The sequence below is a fragment of the Thioalkalivibrio sp. AKL9 genome, from assembly GCF_000377825.1.
GTDB classification, from domain to species: Bacteria; Pseudomonadota; Gammaproteobacteria; order Ectothiorhodospirales; family Ectothiorhodospiraceae; genus Thioalkalivibrio; species Thioalkalivibrio versutus.
Genome location: NZ_KB905119.1, coordinates 1 through 15,527 on the forward strand (window position 1 = coordinate 1; position 15,527 = coordinate 15,527).

Annotated in this window: 13 protein-coding genes and 3 tRNA genes; 6 read left to right on the forward strand and 10 right to left on the reverse strand. The window is 65.3% G+C overall.

Features of this window, described 5'->3' with window-relative positions; all coding sequences use genetic code 11:
* The 4 genes from tuf to D573_RS0112720 all read right to left on the reverse strand — a co-directional run.
* The coding region (gene tuf / locus D573_RS0112705) for an elongation factor Tu (protein WP_018939036.1) at positions 1-837 on the reverse strand (837 nt) is incomplete at its 3' end.
* A gap of 66 nt (positions 838-903) precedes the next feature.
* Positions 904-979 (reverse strand) — tRNA-Thr (locus D573_RS0112710).
* Positions 980-1,023: 44 nt separating this feature from the next.
* Positions 1,024-1,097: transfer RNA gene (locus tag D573_RS0112715), tRNA-Gly, on the reverse strand.
* 57 nt (positions 1,098-1,154) lie between these two features.
* Positions 1,155-1,239: transfer RNA gene (locus tag D573_RS0112720), tRNA-Tyr, on the reverse strand.
* 218 nt (positions 1,240-1,457) lie between these two features.
* Between D573_RS0112720 and pilB the strand changes: the two genes are divergently transcribed.
* Genes pilB through zapD form a run of 5 tightly spaced genes read left to right on the forward strand, consistent with a single transcriptional unit; the run spans position 1,458 to position 6,782 of the window.
* Entirely contained in the window at positions 1,458-3,176 is a 1,719-nt protein-coding gene (gene pilB / locus D573_RS0112725) for a type IV-A pilus assembly ATPase PilB (RefSeq protein ID WP_018939035.1), read from the forward strand.
* A gap of 43 nt (positions 3,177-3,219) precedes the next feature.
* Complete coding sequence (locus tag D573_RS0112730) at positions 3,220-4,431, forward strand: type II secretion system F family protein (RefSeq protein WP_018144450.1); 1,212 nt, start codon at positions 3,220-3,222, stop codon at positions 4,429-4,431.
* 3 nt (positions 4,432-4,434) lie between these two features.
* Positions 4,435-5,298, forward strand: a complete 864-nt coding sequence (locus D573_RS0112735) for an A24 family peptidase (RefSeq protein WP_018939034.1) — start codon at positions 4,435-4,437, stop codon at positions 5,296-5,298.
* Positions 5,299-5,307: 9 nt separating this feature from the next.
* Complete coding sequence (coaE, locus tag D573_RS0112740) at positions 5,308-5,952, forward strand: dephospho-CoA kinase (RefSeq protein WP_018939033.1); 645 nt, start codon at positions 5,308-5,310, stop codon at positions 5,950-5,952.
* Between the two features lie 59 nt (positions 5,953-6,011).
* The gene (gene zapD / locus D573_RS0112745; RefSeq protein ID WP_018939032.1) at positions 6,012-6,782 is read left to right on the forward strand and encodes a cell division protein ZapD; all 771 of its coding nucleotides are present in this window, start codon (positions 6,012-6,014) and stop codon (positions 6,780-6,782) included.
* Between the two features lie 32 nt (positions 6,783-6,814).
* On the opposite strand, the gene D573_RS0112750 is transcribed toward zapD, so the two are convergent.
* From D573_RS0112750 to D573_RS0112765, 4 genes are all read right to left on the reverse strand, one after another.
* Positions 6,815-7,789 carry a Nudix family hydrolase gene (locus tag D573_RS0112750; RefSeq protein WP_018939031.1) on the reverse strand — a complete coding sequence of 325 codons (975 nt, stop codon included), beginning with the start codon at positions 7,787-7,789 and terminating at the stop codon, positions 6,815-6,817.
* Positions 7,770-8,981 carry a bifunctional glutamate N-acetyltransferase/amino-acid acetyltransferase ArgJ gene (gene argJ, locus D573_RS0112755; RefSeq protein ID WP_018939030.1) on the reverse strand — a complete coding sequence of 404 codons (1,212 nt, stop codon included), beginning with the start codon at positions 8,979-8,981 and terminating at the stop codon, positions 7,770-7,772. The genes D573_RS0112750 and argJ overlap by 20 nt, the downstream gene beginning before the upstream one ends.
* 15 nt (positions 8,982-8,996) lie before the next feature.
* A complete protein-coding gene (secA, locus tag D573_RS0112760; RefSeq protein WP_018939029.1) occupies positions 8,997-11,795 on the reverse strand; it encodes a preprotein translocase subunit SecA in 2,799 nt (932 codons plus the stop codon).
* A 119-nt stretch (positions 11,796-11,914) separates the two neighbouring features.
* A complete protein-coding gene (locus D573_RS0112765; RefSeq protein WP_018168221.1) occupies positions 11,915-12,805 on the reverse strand; it encodes a M23 family metallopeptidase in 891 nt (296 codons plus the stop codon).
* A 45-nt stretch (positions 12,806-12,850) separates the two neighbouring features.
* On the opposite strand from D573_RS0112765, the gene D573_RS0112770 reads away from it, so the two are divergent.
* Positions 12,851-13,288 carry a DciA family protein gene (locus D573_RS0112770; protein WP_018939028.1) on the forward strand — a complete coding sequence of 146 codons (438 nt, stop codon included), beginning with the start codon at positions 12,851-12,853 and terminating at the stop codon, positions 13,286-13,288.
* Positions 13,289-13,324: 36 nt separating this feature from the next.
* On the opposite strand, the gene lpxC is transcribed toward D573_RS0112770, so the two are convergent.
* Both lpxC and ftsZ read right to left on the reverse strand, forming a co-directional pair.
* Entirely contained in the window at positions 13,325-14,245 is a 921-nt protein-coding gene (lpxC, locus tag D573_RS0112775) for a UDP-3-O-acyl-N-acetylglucosamine deacetylase (protein ID WP_231362625.1), read from the reverse strand.
* A 124-nt stretch (positions 14,246-14,369) separates the two neighbouring features.
* Complete coding sequence (gene ftsZ, locus D573_RS0112780; RefSeq protein ID WP_018144460.1) at positions 14,370-15,527, reverse strand: cell division protein FtsZ; 1,158 nt, start codon at positions 15,525-15,527, stop codon at positions 14,370-14,372.

Below are 15,527 nucleotides of genomic sequence, written 5' to 3' on the forward strand. Positions count from 1 at the left end.
AATGCCGACGTTGTCGCCCGCTTCGCCCTGATCCAGCAGCTTGCGGAACATCTCGACACCGGTGACGGTGGTCTTCTGCGTGTCGCGAATGCCGACGATCTCGATCTCTTCGCCCACCTTCACCACGCCGCGCTCGATACGACCGGTCACCACGGTGCCGCGACCGGAGATCGAGAACACGTCTTCCACCGGCATCAGGTACGCGCCGTCCACGGCACGCTCCGGCTCCGGAATCCAGGTGTCCATCGCCTCGACCAGCTTGTAGATCGCCGGGGCGCCCACTTCGCTCTCGTCACCTTCCAGCGCCTTCAGCGCGGAACCGGTGATGACCGGGGTGTCGTCACCCGGGAAGTCGTACGAGGACAGCAGGTCGCGTACTTCCATCTCGACCAGCTCCAGCAGCTCCGGATCATCGACCATGTCGGCCTTGTTCAGGAACACCACGATGTACGGAACACCGACCTGACGCGCCAGCAGGATGTGCTCGCGGGTCTGCGGCATCGGGCCATCGGCCGCCGACACCACCAGGATCGCGCCATCCATCTGCGCCGCACCCGTGATCATGTTCTTCACGTAGTCCGCGTGACCGGGGCAATCGACGTGCGCATAGTGACGAAGGTCGGATTCGTACTCGACGTGCGCGGTCGCAATCGTAATACCGCGCGCCTTCTCTTCCGGCGCATTGTCGATCTGGTCAAATGCACGGGCTTCACTACCGTACTTCTTGCCCAGCACCGCCGTCATCGCCGCCGTCAGCGTCGTTTTCCCATGGTCCACATGACCAATCGTACCCACATTCACATGCGGCTTCTTACGCTCGAACTTTTCCTTGGACATCTCTCGCTTCCCCGGATCGTGACGCTAAAACTCAACAGCGACGCAGGTTGTACGCTGACATTAATATGGAGCTCATGACCGGATTCGAACCGGTGACCTCTTCCTTACCAAGGAAGTGCTCTACCGACTGAGCTACATGAGCCGAACTACCGCCAGGGCCTCGCCCGACATCGTGCGGGCCAAATCTGGAGCGGGTGATGGGGATCGAACCCACATCATCAGCTTGGAAGGCTGAGGTTCTACCATTGAACTACACCCGCAGAACCCTGGCTTGCCGCACCACCGTCCGCTTCTGGCCGCTGGCTTGAAAAACCCGATGGTGGAGGGAGGAGGATTCGAACCTCCGAAGGCTGAGCCAGCAGATTTACAGTCTGCCCCCGTTGACCGCTTGGGTATCCCTCCTCGATCAAGCCGCGTATTCTGAACCAGCGCGAAGCACAGCGTCAAGCACCCGCTGAATTACCCCTCGAGGGGGCGAACCACAGCCTTGTCATTTGCAGGGTTGATTCCTATGATCGGAGCTCAGCAAGGGGCTCTCGGCTGCCTGGCAGCGCGTTTCCCTTCCGCCGCGGACGCACGTAGAGTGTGGCCCATCACTAGGTTTGTATACGCAGAGGCCCATGGCGAATACCACTACGGCACCGCGGCTACCCGGGCTGGCGAAGCGCCTGGTCGAGGCCGGCCTGATCGCGGAGGACATCGCCTCCCAGCTGGTCGAGGAAGCCCAGTCCCAGCAGACGCCGCTGATGACCCTGCTTGCCAGCAAGGGCCAGGTGGCGGAAGCCCGCCTGGTCGAGGCCGCCGCCGAGGAGTTCGGGCTCCCGGTATTCGACCTGGGGAGCTTCGATGCGGAACTGCTGCCCAAGGATCACCTCAACGAGAAGCTGATCCAGAAGCACCATGCCCTGCCACTGATGGCACGCGGCAATCGCCTCTACATCGGCGTCTCCGACCCGACCAACCTCGGCGCCACCGACGAGTTCAAGTTCGCCACCGGCATGCCCGTCGAGGCCGTCCTGGTCGAGCCACACAAGCTCGACCGCCTGATCGACACGGCACTGAGTGCCGCCTCGTCGCTGATGGACGACCTTGGCGACGACGGCCTCGACGGGCTGGCCATCGAATCCGGCGGGGAGGATGACAAGGATTCCTCCGACACCGCCGAGGGCGCGGATGACGCCCCGGTGGTGCGTTTCGTCAACAAGGTCCTGATGGACGCCATCAATCGCAAGGCGTCGGATATCCACCTCGAGCCCTTCGAGAAGGACTTCCGCGTGCGCTTCCGCATTGACGGGGTGCTGCACGAGGTCGCCCACCCACCCAATGCCCTTGCGCCGCGCATCACTGCGCGCGTCAAGGTGATGTCGCGCATGGACATCGCCGAACGCCGCGTGCCGCAGGACGGGCGCATCAAGCTTAAACTGTCGCGTACACGCGCGATCGATTTTCGTGTCTCGTCCCTGCCGACGCTTTACGGCGAGAAGATCGTGATGCGTATCCTCGATCCCAGCAGCGCGGCGATGGGCATCGACCAGCTGGGGTACGAGGAACATCAGAAGGAAGCCTACCTCAAGGCGCTCAGCCGCCCGTACGGCATGATCCTGGTCACCGGCCCCACCGGGTCGGGGAAGACCGTGTCGCTGTACACCGGGCTCGGCATCCTGAACACCGCCGACCGCAACATCTCCACTGCGGAAGACCCGTCGGAAATCAACATGCCCGGGGTCAACCAGGTCAACATCAACCCGAAGGTGGGTCTGACCTTTGCCAGCGCGCTGCGCGCGTTCCTGCGCCAGGACCCGGACGTGATCATGGTCGGGGAAATCCGCGACCTGGAAACCGCCGAGATCTCCATCAAGGCGGCCCAGACCGGTCACCTTGTGCTCTCCACGCTGCATACCAACGACGCCCCGCAGACGCTCACCCGTCTGGCCAACATGGGCGTGCCACCGTACAACATCGCCTCCTCGATCCTGCTGATCATTGCCCAGCGGCTGGCGCGACGGTTGTGCCCGAACTGCAAGGAACCGGAAAAGCTCCCGGAAGAGGCGCTGCGCAAGGAAGGCTTTACCGACGCCGACATCCAGAACGGTGTGGTCTCCTATCGCGCGGTGGGCTGCGACCAATGCACCAACGGCTACAAGGGCCGGCTGGGGATCTACCAGGTCATGCCCATCAGCGACGACATGCAGCGCGGCATCCTGGAGGGCTACAACTCCATGCAGCTCGCAGAACAAGCAGAAAAGGAAGGCATCGAGGACCTGCGACGCGCCGGCCTCGTGAAAGTAATGGCGGGGCTGACCAGCCTCGAGGAAGTCAATCGCGTGACCAAGGACTAGTGCCGCAACCGGCACGGGTCACCAGCTACAGGGGGACAGGGGGATGGCCGACTCCGGGACGATCTACACCTGGGAAGGACTGAACAAGAACGGCGCCCGGATCAAGGGCGAGACTCCGGCCGACAACGAGGCCACGGCCCGTGCCGAGCTGCGCAAGAACGGCATCAACGTCATCAAGATCCGCAAGAAGCCAAAGTCGCTTCTCTCCGGTGGAAAAAAGAAGGTCGTCCCCGCAGACATCGCCTACTTCCTGCGCCAGATGACCACGATGCTGGAGTCCGGCGTGCCCCTGGTGCAGGCCTTCGAGATCGTCGGCCGCGGGAACGAGAAGCCCGCGATGCGCGATCTGGTCCTGAAACTGAAGGCAGACGTCGAGGGCGGCGAGACGTTTGCCCAGGCCCTGTCCAAGCACCCAAGACATTTCGACGACCTGGTCACCAATCTGGTCGAGGCCGGCGAGCAGGCGGGGACACTCGAGACCCTGCTGGACAAGGTCGCCACCTACAAGGAAAAGACCGAGGCCCTGAAGGGCAAGATCAAGAAGGCCCTGTTCTATCCGGCCGCAGTGGTTGTGGTCGCTATCGTGGTGACCGCGATCCTGCTGATCTACGTGGTCCCGCAGTTCGAGGCCCTGTTTACCGGCTTCGGTGCCGACCTCCCGGTATTCACCCGCATGGTGGTCGACCTCTCGGAGTTCACCCAGAGCTGGTGGTGGGCCATCCTCGGGGTCATGGTCGCCATCGGATTCGTCTTCGTTCAGGCCCGGCGGCGGCTGCCACGCTTCGCCCGTTTCCTCGACATCATGGTCCTCAAGGCCCCGGCTTTCGGCCCGATCCTGCGCAAGGCCGCCATCGCCCGCTTTGCGCGAACGCTGTCGACCATGTTCTCCGCCGGGGTCCCGCTGGTGGATGCCCTGACCTCGGTCTCCGGCGCCACCGGCAACGCCGTCTACCGCGAAGCCACCCTGCGCATGCGCGACGAGACCGAGGCCGGCGGCCAATTGCAGTGGTCCATGCGCAATACCGCCGTGTTCCCCAACATGGTGGTGCAGATGGTCGCGATTGGCGAGGAATCCGGCTCGCTGGATTCAATGCTGTCGAAAGTCGCGGATTTCTACGAGGAAGAGGTCGACAACGCCGTGGACAGCCTGTCCAGCCTGCTGGAGCCGCTGATCATGGTGGTCCTCGGCGTGCTGGTCGGCGGCCTGGTCATCGCCATGTACCTGCCCATCTTCCAGATGGGTCAGGTGATCTAGGGGATGCTGGCCGAGATCGGAGCCCAACTGGGCGGCTGGGCACTGCCGGTTGCCGGGGTGTTCGGGCTGCTGATCGGCAGCTTCCTGAACGTGGTGATCGCACGCCTCCCGGTGATGCTGGAACGCGAATGGGAGACCGAGGCGCGCGCGATTCTCGAGCACGCGCCGAACGACGAGCGCGAACGCTTCGACCTGATCCGCCCGCGCTCGCGCTGCCCGCAATGCCAGCGCCCGATCCGGGCGCTGGAAAACGTGCCCATTCTCAGCTTCCTGTTCCTGCGCGGTCGCTGCCCCGGGTGTGGCACCCGCATCAGTTGGCAGTATCCCGCAGTGGAGGCACTCACCGCGCTGCTCTTCGTGGTAACGGTCTGGCACCTGGGGCCCGGTAGCGCCGGGCTACTGGCGCTGGTCTTCACGGCCGTACTGATCGCCGCCTCCGGGATCGATGCCCGGACGACGCTACTCCCCGATCAGCTCACCCTGCCGCTTTTGTGGCTCGGGCTGCTGGTCAACATCCCCGGTACCTTCACCGACCTGCAGTCCGCCGTGATCGGTGCTGCGGCCGGTTACCTGACCTTATGGCTGATCTTCCACGGCTTCCGCCTGCTGACCGGCAAGGAGGGCATGGGCTTCGGTGACTTCAAACTGCTGGCGGCACTGGGCGCGTGGCTCGGCTGGCAGGCCCTGCCGGTCATCCTGCTACTGGCCTCACTGGTCGGCGCGGTGGTCGGGATCGCGCTGATCCTGCTGCGCGGACGCGATCGCAACATCCCGATCCCGTTCGGACCCTATCTCGCCGCCGCCGGGTGGCTCGCGCTGATCTGGGGCGACGAGCTGCTGGCCCTCTACTTCCCGCAAGGGTTTTAGGCCAACGTCATGCTGCGAGTCGGACTCACCGGGGGGATCGGGTGCGGCAAGAGTCGCGTTGCAGGGCTCTTCGCCAGCCTCGGGGCACCGGTACTGGATGCCGACACCCTCAACCGCGAACTCCAGACCCCAGGACACGACCTCTACGCGGCCATCGTGGACCGCTTTGGCCCCGGCATACTCGATGCCCGCGGCCACCTGGACCGCGGCGCCTTGCGCAGCCGGATCTTTGCCGACCCGGCCGAACGCCAGGCCCTGGAGGCACTGGTTCACCCGGCAGTGGAGGCCGCTATCGAACAACGCCTCGCCGCGCTACCAGAGACCACACCCTATGCCGTGATCGTGGTACCCCTGCTGTTCGAGGCCGGCTGGGAGGCGCGTTTCGATCACGTCGTCGTGGTCCATTGCGAGCCCGGCGAACAGATCGCACGCGTAACCCAGCGGGATGGCCGCAGCAGCGCCGAGGTAGAGGCCATCCTCGAGGTCCAGATGAACCCCGCCGAGCGCCGCCGACGCGGGGACAGCGAGATCCTCAATACCGAACAGACGTCGGATGCCGAACTGGCGAACCAGGTAGCAGAACGCGACACTGCCCTGCGCGAGCTGGCCACCACCATCCGCTCGCGGGTGGAAAACCGCCCCCCGAATAGCTGATACTGCGGAAGTTCCTGGACCAGCATGCGCCTCCAGTCCTCCTGCCCAACGGGTCCGTCGTGAGCCAATCCCTGACCTTTGAACAACCGCTGCATGAACGTGTACGCCTCCTGCTGCGGCTGGAGGCCCTGAACGCACGCTTCGGGGATGCACTGGAGTCCGGGCGGGCCTTCGATCATCACGAGGCCCTGGTCTCGCTGGTGGACATCTATGCCTTGGTCACCCGGGTAGACATCAAGCGCGAGCTGATGGGCGAGATCGAGCGCCAGACGGTCAACCTGACCCGACTGGCCAACCAGCCGGGCATCGATGCCGATCGCTTTCGCGAGACCATGGATGCACAGAAGCGGTTGCACGATGCCCTGGAGGAACAGGCCGGCGCGCTCGATCACCGCGTGCGCGGCAGCGAGTTTTTCTCCAGCGTGCGCCAGCGCATGGCCCTGCCCGGCGGGGCCTTCGACTTCGACCTGCCGATCTACCACTACTGGCTGGCCCAGCCGAATCAGGCGCGCACCGAGCTTCTTCTGGAATGGTTCCAACCGCTGAACACCGTGGCCGAGGCGACCGCCCAGGTGCTGCGCTACATGCGCCACTCGGGCAACGCGGAGCCGGTGACCGCCGAGGACGGGTACTTCGAGCGCAATCTCGATACCGCCCACGCGTGGCAACTGATCCGGGTGACGGTCGACCCCGCTCTGGGGGTCTACCCGGAAATCAGCGGCGGGCGCCAGCGCTTTACTGTGCGCTTCTTCGCCCCCGGCGATTTCCGCGAACGCCCCGTACCGGCGCATGTAGACGTGCCGTTCCGGCTCTGCTGCTGCGCGATCTGAGGCAGGGCCCTGGGCGCCTGGAAGGCCCGGATTCAGTCCAGCAAGCCCCGAATGGCCGCAATACCCTGCGCCCCGGCCGCCCGCGCCCGGGGCAGGCTGACGGCAGACATCCCGCCGAGCGCATAGACCGGCAGCGCCGCACCCCGCACCCAGTCCGCGAAACGCCCCCAGCCCAGCGCCTCGGCACCGGGATGCGTCGCGGTCGCCTGCACCGGCCCCAGCACCACGAAATCCAGCCCCAGGGCCGCCGCCCGCTCGAGACCGGCACGGTCGTGCACCGAGGCGGCCACCCAGCCACCGGACGCCGGACGCGCATCCAGCGCGCGCCAACGCCGCTCGGGCAGATGCAACCCCACCCGCGGAAAATCCGCCAGCCAATCCGGTGGCGCATTCGCCAGGACCGGGATGCCCAGGGCATCGGCGGGCCCTGTGATCGCCGCGAGAAAGTCGCCATAGTCGACCCGGCCCAAGTCCGGCGCACGCACCTGAACCATGTCAGCCTGGCCCGCACGCAGGGCCTGGGTTACTTGGTCGGCGATGGCAGCGGCCTGCGCGGCGTCGTCCGGTGACGGTGTGATCAGATAACGCTCGGGCAGGCGCAAGACGTTGAGCATCGGGCGATTCGCCGCCGGGAAATCCGCGGGGTCCAGGTCCAGCGGGGCACGCCACTCCATAGGCTGGGCCTCGCGGCCATGGGGCGCACCCGACCAGGCCGTGACGCGGAACACATGCAGACGAACCGCGAGCGCCCCATAGTCGTGCTCGATCGTCAGACACTGAACCGCCGAATCGACGCCGACGCCAAGCTCCTCGTCGAGTTCACGCTGCAGAGCCACCGTGGGGGGTTCGCCGCTCTCGATTTTGCCCCCGGGAAACTCCCACAGTCCGGCCAGGTGTTGCGCGTCCTTGCGACGCGTAACCAGCACGCGACCCTGGTTGTCGCGGATCAGTCCGATCGCGACCTCGACCGGAGGGGAAGACGCCGGCTCAGGACCGGTATTCGGCATTGATGCGCACGTACTCGTGGGAGAAGTCGCAGGTGTACTTGCGCGTCCGTGCGTCACCCCGGCCCAGATCGATCCGGATGTGGATCTCCTCGGCGTCGAAGGCACGCTGGCCGTCGGCCTCGGCGTATTCCGGGGCACGCCCGCCGTCGCGGACAATCTCGACGTCATTCACACGGATCGCCACGCGCTCGATCACCAGATCCGGCACCCCGGCGCGCCCCACGGCGGCGAGGATGCGGCCCCAATTGGGATCGGAGGCGAACAGCGCAGTCTTGACCAGCGGGGACAGCGCGACGGTCTCGGCGACCTGCGCCGCCTCCTCACGCGACCGCGCACCCACCACCTCGACGGTCACGAACTTGGTGGCGCCCTCGCCATCCCGGACGATCGCCTGGGCCAGCTCCAGGCAGACCGCGTCCAGAGCCGCGGAAAATGCGACCCGGTCCTCCGCTGTGACGAGCCCCGCCCCACTCGCGCCACTGGCCATCACCACCACGGCGTCGTTTGTGGAAGTATCCCCGTCCACGGTGATCGCGTTGAAGCTGTCGCGATTGGCCTCGCGGAGCAGACCGTCCAGCGCCTGCGCCTCGATGGCAAGGTCGGTCCCGATAAACGCCAGCATGGTCGCCATGTCGGGGTGGATCATCCCCGAACCCTTGGCGATACCGGTCAGGGTCACCTCGCCCTGCGACAGTGCGACCCGACGGCTGACACCCTTGAGCACGGTGTCAGTGGTCATGATGGCGCGTCCCGCCTGCATCCAGGCATTGGGCGCCAGGCCCGCGTGCAGCAAGGGCAGCGCCCCGATGATGCGTTCCACCGGCAGCGGCTCGCCGATCACCCCGGTGGAAAAGGGCAGGACTGCCTCCGCCGGGTCGCCCGTAACCGCGGCCAGGGCCTCGCAGCAGGTGCGCGCGGCGGCGAGCCCGGGCGCACCGGTCCCGGCATTGGCATTACCGGCGTTGATCAGCAGCCAGCGTGCCCCGCCCGCCGCCTGGTGCTCCGCGGCAACCACGACCGGCGCGGCGCGAAAGGCATTGTTGGTATAAAGGGCCGCAACGGTCGCGTCGGGGCCGGCATCGATCAACGCCAGATCGTCGCGCCCGGGATAGCGAATCCCTGCCGCGACCGCGGCCACGCGAATCCCCGGTACCGGTTGCAGCGCCTCCGGGGCGTTCAATCCTACGGCCATGGGCTCAGTGTCTCCCTACAGCTTGCCGTGGCAATGCTTGAACTTCTTGCCCGAACCACACCAGCAGGGCTCGTTGCGGCCCAGCTTGGGCTCGTCGCGTCGGTAGGGGGCCTCGCCGCTCGCAACCGGTTCGCGCGGCTCGGCGTCACCTTCGGCTCCAGCCTTCAGGGGGCTGTCGGGGTTCTGGTGCTGGAACTGCAGATCATCCTCGGCGGGGGCCGCCTTCTTCGGCTGCAATGCCTCGACCTCCTCCGGTGAGCGCAATTGCATGCGCAGCAGGAACTTCACCACGTCGTGCTTGATGCGTTCCAGCAGGGACTGGAACATCGCGAAGGCTTCCTTCTTGTACTCCTGCTTCGGGTTGCGCTGGGCGTAGCCACGCAGCCCAATACCCTGGCGCAGGTAGTCCATCGCCGCCAGGTGTTCCTTCCACTGGCTGTCCAAGACCTGCAGCATCACGTCGCGCTGCAGGCGGTTCATGGTCTCGTCACCCAGCTGCTCGCGCTTCCGGGTCAGCAGCGCGCGGGCATGCCCGATGATCCGCTCGCGCAACGGCTCCTCGTGCAGGTCATCCTCGTCGTCCAGCCACTGCTGGACCGGAAGGTCGAGCCCGAACTCGCCGTTCAGGGCCTGCTGCAGACCCTGGATGTCCCATTCGTCCTCGATCGATCCCGGCGGCATGTACGGGTTGATCAGGGCATTGACCACATCCTCCACCAAGGTGTCGATGGTTTCGCTGATGTCCTCGGTGGTCAGCAATTCGGCACGCTGGTCGTAGATCACCCGGCGCTGGTCATTGGCGACGTCGTCGTATTCCAGCAGCTGCTTGCGGATATCGAAGTTATGCGCCTCGACCTTGCGCTGCGCGTTCTCGATGGCGCGCGAGACCCAGGCGTTCTCGATCGCCTCGCCCTCCTTCATGCCCAGGCGTTGCATCAGGCTGCGCACACGCTCGGATGCAAACACCCGCATCAGGTTGTCTTCCAGCGACAGGAAGAAGCGGCTGGAGCCCGCGTCACCCTGGCGGCCGGAACGCCCGCGCAACTGGTTGTCGATCCGTCGCGACTCATGGCGCTCGGAGCCGATGATGTGCAGACCACCGGCCTCGATCACCGTGTCATGACGGGCCTGCCAGTCGGCCCGGATTGCCTCCTGCTGGGCACTGTCGTCCGGGTCGACTTCGGCCAGTTCGGCATCCAGCGCCCCCCCCAGCACGATATCGGTACCACGCCCGGCCATGTTGGTTGCCAGCGTCACCGCCTTCGGGCGACCCGCCTGGGCGATGATCGCGGCCTCGCGCTCGTGCTGCTTGGCGTTTAGCACCTCGAACGAGATCCCGGTCTTCTTCAGTGCTTCAGCCAGCCGCTCGGAACTCTCCACCGAGGCCGTCCCCACCAGGACCGGTTGACCGCGATCCACGCACCACTGGATCTCCTTGATGATAGCGGTGTACTTCTCCTCCTGGGTCAGGAAGACCAGGTCCTGCATGTCGTCGCGCACCAGCGGCTTGTTGCCGGGGATCACGACCACTTCCAGGCCATAGATGGTCTGGAACTCGTAGGCCTCGGTATCGGCCGTACCGGTCATGCCTGCGAGCTTCTCGTACAGGCGGAAATAGTTCTGGAAGGTGATCGATGCCAGCGTCTGGTTCTCGCGCTGGATCGGAACCCCTTCCTTGGCCTCGATCGCCTGGTGCAGCCCCTCCGACCAGCGCCGGCCACCCATGATGCGGCCGGTAAACTCGTCGATGATCTGGACCTTGTTGTCGCGTACCAGATAGTCGACATCGCGGTGGAACAGCGCGTGGGCACGCAGGGCCGCATTCAGGTGATGCAGTACCGCGATGCTCGCAGAGTCGTACAGGGTCTGGTACTCCTCCAGCAAGCCGGCCTGGCGCAGGAGTTCTTCGGCCTTCTCGTGACCCTCCTCGCTGAGGAAGACCTGCTTGGCCTTCTCGTCGACGAAGTAGTCACCCTCGCTCTCCTCGTCTTCCTGACGGGTCAGCTGGGCCGGGATGGTGTTCAGCCGCTCGTAGAGCTCGGAGCTGTCGCCGCTGGGGCCGGAGATGATCAGCGGGGTCCGCGCCTCGTCGATGAGGATGGAGTCGACCTCGTCGACCACCGCAAAGTTGAGTGCGCGCTGCACGCGCTGATCGGCCGAGAAGGCCATGTTGTCGCGCAGATAGTCGAAGCCGAACTCGTTGTTCGTGCCGTAGGTAATATCGGCGGCATAGGCCTCGCGCCGGGTCGCCGGACGCATCTGATCGAACCCGCCTTCTTCTGCGTGGTACTCCGGGTCAAAGAGATAGGAGGCGGAATCCACCCCCAGACCGCCGGAGCTATTCACCACTCCGACCGTCAGACCCAATGCGTGGTAGAGCCGCCCCATCCAGGCCGCATCGCGGCGGGCCAGGTAGTCGTTCACCGTCACCACATGCACGCCGTCGCCGGTCAATGCATTGAGATAGGCAGGCAGGGTCGCGACCAGGGTCTTGCCCTCACCCGTGCGCATCTCGGCGATGCGACCGTCGTTGAGAACCATACCGCCGATCAACTGGACGTCGAAGTGGCGCAGCCCCAGGACCTGGGCACTCATCGCGCGACAGACCGCGAAGGCCTCCGGCAGGAGCTTCTCCAGATTCTCGCCCTCGCCCAGGCGGCGCTGGAATTCCTGTGTCTTGTGACGCAGCTCGTCCTGCGACAACGCCTCGGTGGAATCGGCCAGGGCATTGATGCGCTCGACCGCGCGGGTGTAGCGCTTGAGGATGCGATCGTTGCGACTACCGAAAATCTTCTGTACGAGCTGCTTGACCATGGGGATCCGAAAGGGTTGGCTGAAACCCGGCTAGGATAAACGATCCGTCAGGGAAACGCTGTGGCCAAGAGACGCGCAGCCGGTCATGCCCCTGCGGGGCCGAGAAGGACCGCGGAGGGTCAGTCCCGATCCTGGAGAAAATGATAGGGATTCAGGGCCTGGCCGGCGTCGACCACCTCGTAGTGCAGGTGGGTATCGGTCGCGCGACCGGTGCGCCCCATCTTCGCGATCACCTCGCCAGCCTCCACGCGCTGCCCGGGCTCGACCAGGATTTCCGCGTTGTGTGCGTAGCGCGTATTCAAGCCGCCGCCGTGCGCGATCTCGACGAGCTTGCCGTAGCTGCTCCGGCGGCCCGCGAATACGACCAGACCACCGCCCGCGGCGCGGATGTCCGAGCCTGGCCGCCCGGCAAAATCCATCCCCGAGTGGAAGCGGCGGTTCCCGGTGAACGGGTCTTCGCGATAACCAAACGCCGAGCTAATCCAGGCGTCATCCTCCACCGGGCGAAACTGCGGGGACAGCGCCTCGCGAGCCGCCTCCTGGCGTAGCTCGGAACCTACCGTCTCTACGGCGGCGCTGCGACGACCCAGAAGGTGTTCCAGCGCCAGCAAGCGGTCATGGATCTCCAGCGGAGAACCCGGTCCGTCCAGCAGCGGGCCGCCCTGGCCGCCAACTTCCGGCTCCAGTGCGGCCACGTCCAGCCCCAGGGAGTCGCCAACCGAGCGGAGGCGCAGATCCACCCGCGTCAGCTGGCGTTCCAGCGCGACCACACGGTCAACCAGGTAGTTCAAACCTTCACGTGCTGCCTCGCGTTCGGCCGTCTCCACCACGATCGGATCCAGCGTGTTTGCGACCGGGATCCTGACCACCTCGCGCTGGCTTTGCCCCGCCAGGTAGGCGGTCACAACCGCCGCCACCACCAGCAGCGCGAGCAGGGTGCCCGCCAGCGCCACGCCCCACAACGGAAGACGTGCACAAAGACCATCCGGACGTAGTACGATCAGCTGCATGCGATTCCTCTCACTCCTTCCGCCGCGGACTGCCGGAGTCCCTCGATGACGCCGCAGCGGATTACCCGCTTCATCGCCCGCGACTTTTCCGCGCACTCCAGCCGCGACCGCGGCGTGGAACGCGCCCTCGAGGGACTGGTCGGCAACGCCCTGCAGGCTGGCCGACTGGCGTTCACCCTGCGCGAGGACACCCTGGTCGCAATCTGCGCGAACCGCGGGCTGGCCACCGAACTGCGCTTCCAGCAGCGCGAACTGCTCAAGACCTTGCGTGCCGCGGGCTTCGAGGGCATCGAACAGATACGTATCCGGCTGACCAACACCCCACGCCCCCCCCAGCCCACCACGCGACTGGAGCGCCGCGAGATCCCGGATGCGGCCCGCCGCATCCTCGCCGATACCGCCAGCAGCATCCAGGACCCCGGGCTGGCCGGCGCCCTCGAACGCCTCGCCCGGGCGGCCAGGCCGTCACCGAAGCCCGACTGACCTACCTCACCCTGGAACATGTGTTCCAGGGTGAGGTCAGCCCGCTGGAGTCGGTGCCAGCTGACCGAAGGAGATCGGCAGGCGTTCGCTCGGGTCCTCGAAGGTCACCTTTTCCCAGGCGGTCTCGTCGGCCAGGAGCTGACGGATCAGCTGGTTGTTCAGCGCATGCCCGGACTTGTGGCCAGTGAACGCACCGATCAGGCTGTGACCGAGCAGGTACAGGTCCCCGACCACGTCGAGGATCTTGTGCTTGACCAGTTCGTTGTCGTAGCGCAGCCCGTTTTCGTTGAGGATCTTGTAGTCGTCGAGGACCACGGCGTTGTCCAGGCTGCCGCCCAGCGCCAGCTGATTCGCCCGCAGGGCCTCGATGTCGCGCATGAACCCGAAGGTCCGGGCACGCGAGACCTCCTTCACGAAGGAGGTGGACGAGAAGTCCAGCTCTGCGCGCTGGCTTCCGTCGGTAAACATCGGGTGTTCGAAATCGATACAGAAACCGACCTTGAACCCCTCGTAAGGATCAAAGCGCACCCACTTGTCGTCCTCGCGGACTTCCACGCTGCGCTTGACCCGAATGAATTCCTTGGGCGCGTCCTGCTCCTTCAGCCCGGCGGACTGCAGCAGAAACACGAAGGGACCGGCACTGCCATCCATGATAGGCACCTCGGCGGCGCTCACATCGACATGCAGGTTGTCGATTCCCAATCCGGCAATGGCCGAGAGCAAATGCTCCACGGTCGAAACCCGGACGTCTCCATTGACCAGCGTGGTGGACAGCCGCGTGTCGCCGACATTGTCGGCACAGGCGCGAATCTCCACGGACGGATCAAGATCGCAGCGATGGAACACAATCCCGGTATTCACCGGAGCCGGACGCAGGGTCAGCACCACCTTTTCTCCGGTATGCAGTCCCACTCCGGTCGCCCGAATGCTGTTCTTGAGCGTTCTTTGCCTGATCAACGAATTGAGCCTCTCTCTTCCAGGAGAGCGCATAAGGGGAGCCCGGGCCCTCCCGGGCTCCTCATGCACACAACGATTACCGCATTATTGCAGGATTCCGCTCGCCCTGCATGTACAGCCGCGCTCAGTCGGCTTGTTTACGCAGGAAGGCCGGAATATCCAGCACATCAATGCCTTGCTGCTGATTGTAGTCGACCGCCAGGTTGTCACCGCCGCGCCGCTTGACGGTCGGCTGGTCGAGGTCGACTTCGACATCGGAGCCGACGGCCCTCTTCGGCTGGGCATCGACCACTCGCACCTGCGGCCGTTCGGACTGCGTCGCTGGCGCGCCAAGCCCCGTGGCCACCAGGGTCACCCGCAGCTCGTCGGTCATCTCGGGGTCGATGACCGTCCCGACCACGACATTGGCATCTTCCGAGGCCAGGGCCTTCACCGCCTCGCCGACTTCCTCGAACTCGCCGATCCCGACATCCATGCCACCAGTCACGTTCACCAGGATGCCACGCGCACCGGAGATATCGATGTCCTCCAGCAAGGGGCTGGCGATCGCCGCTTCGGCGGCCTCGCGCGCACGATCCTCGCCGGTGCCGGTGCCGGTGCCCATCATCGCCATGCCCATCTCGCGCATCACGTTGCGCACGTCGGCAAAGTCGACGTTGATCAGACCCGGACGGGTGATCAGCTCGGCGATGCCCTGCACCGCGCCGAACAGCACGTCGTTGGCAGCCTTGAAGGCATCCAGCAGCGTGGTGTTCTTGCCCAGCACCGTCAGCAGCTTCTCGTTGGGGATGGTGATCAGGGAATCGACCTGTTCGGTCAGCGCCTTGATCCCGGACATCGCGACCTGCATGCGGCGCTTGCCCTCGAACGGGAACGGCTTGGTGACCACCGCGACCGTCAGGATATTCATCTCCTTGGCGATCTGCGCCACCACCGGGGCGGCACCGGTACCCGTACCACCGCCCATGCCGGCGGTGATGAAGACCATGTCGGCGCCCTGCAACAGATCCTGGATGCGTTCACGGTCCTCCAGTGCAGCCTCGCGACCGACCGACGGATCCGCCCCGGCCCCCAGGCCCTTGGTGATGTCGCCGCCCAATTGCAGCAGCGTCTTGGAATCCAGGCTCTTCAAAGCCTGGGCATCGGTGTTGGCACAGATGAAATCGACGCCTTCCAGCTGCGAGTTGACCATGTGCTGCACGGCATTGCCGCCGCCGCCCCCAACGCCGACGACCTTGATCGTCGCGTTCTGGCTATAGGTGTCCATCAGTTCGAACGTCAT